The sequence below is a fragment of the Flavobacterium sp. UW10123 genome, from assembly GCF_040538975.1.
GTDB lineage: Bacteria > Bacteroidota > Bacteroidia > Flavobacteriales > Flavobacteriaceae > Flavobacterium.
In genome coordinates this window covers 1-1,128 of record NZ_JBEWQE010000038.1, presented here as the reverse complement: position 1 = coordinate 1,128, position 1,128 = coordinate 1, and the positions used below count along the sequence as shown (strand labels likewise).

Annotated in this window: 1 protein-coding gene; it reads left to right on the top strand. The window is 44.9% G+C overall.

The features are described from left to right. Positions 1–1,128 (top strand): Ig-like domain-containing protein (locus ABXT06_RS22695; RefSeq protein ID WP_502909073.1); only part of this gene is annotated, 1,128 nt, incomplete at both ends.

Here is a 1,128-nt window from a genome sequence, read left to right as displayed (position 1 = left end):
TAACAGGCGGTACAGTGATTGCGCCAACAACAGCCTTGACAACAGGACAGTATTTTGCAGCAATTTCAGATGCAACAACAGGCTGCGAAAGCGCTTCAAGATTGACAGTTGATGTGATTGTAAATGATCCGGGAACGCCGACATTGGTGACTGCGGGAACGCAAAGTTTCTGTAAAGAAGATCTTCCAACATTTGCCAGCATCCAAACTAACGAAACAAATATTGTCTGGTACACAGCTTCAACAGGCGGAACATTGATTCCATCTACAACAGCCTTGACAACAGGACAGTACTTTGCGGCTATCTCAGATCCTGCAACAGGCTGCGAGAGCGCTTCAAGACTGACAGTTGATGTGATTGTAAATGATCCGGGAACTCCGACATTGGTTACTGCAGGAACGCAAAACTTCTGTTTGGCAAATGCTCCTACATTTGCAAGCATCCAGACAAATGAGACTAATATTGTCTGGTATACAGCTTTAACAGGCGGAACAGTTATCGCTCCGACTACAGCTTTGACAACAGGCCAATATTTTGCTGCAATTTCAGATCCGACAACTGGCTGCGAGAGCGCTGCAAGATTGACAGTTGATGTTATTGTAAACGATCCGGGAACACCGACATTGGTGACTGCGGGAACGCAAAATTTCTGTTTAGCAAATGCGCCGACATTTGCGAGCATCCAAACTAACGAAACAAATATTGTTTGGTATACAGCTTCGACAGGCGGAACATTGATTCCATCTACGACAGCCTTGACAACAGGACAGTACTTTGCAGCAATTTCAGATGCAACAACAGGCTGCGAAAGTGCTTTAAGATTGACAGTTGATGTGATTGTAAATGATCCGGGAACACCGACATTGGTGACTGCGGGGACACAAAGTTTCTGTAAAGAAGATCTTCCGACATTTGCCAGCATCCAAACTAACGAAACAAATATTGTTTGGTATACAGCAATAACAGGCGGAACATTAATTCCATCTACTACAGCTTTAACAACAGGCCAGTATTTTGCGGCTATCTCAGATCCAGCGACAGGCTGCGAGAGCGCCACAAGGTTGACGGTTGATGTGATAGTTAATGATCCGGGAACACCAACATTGGTTACTGCAGGAACGCAAAACT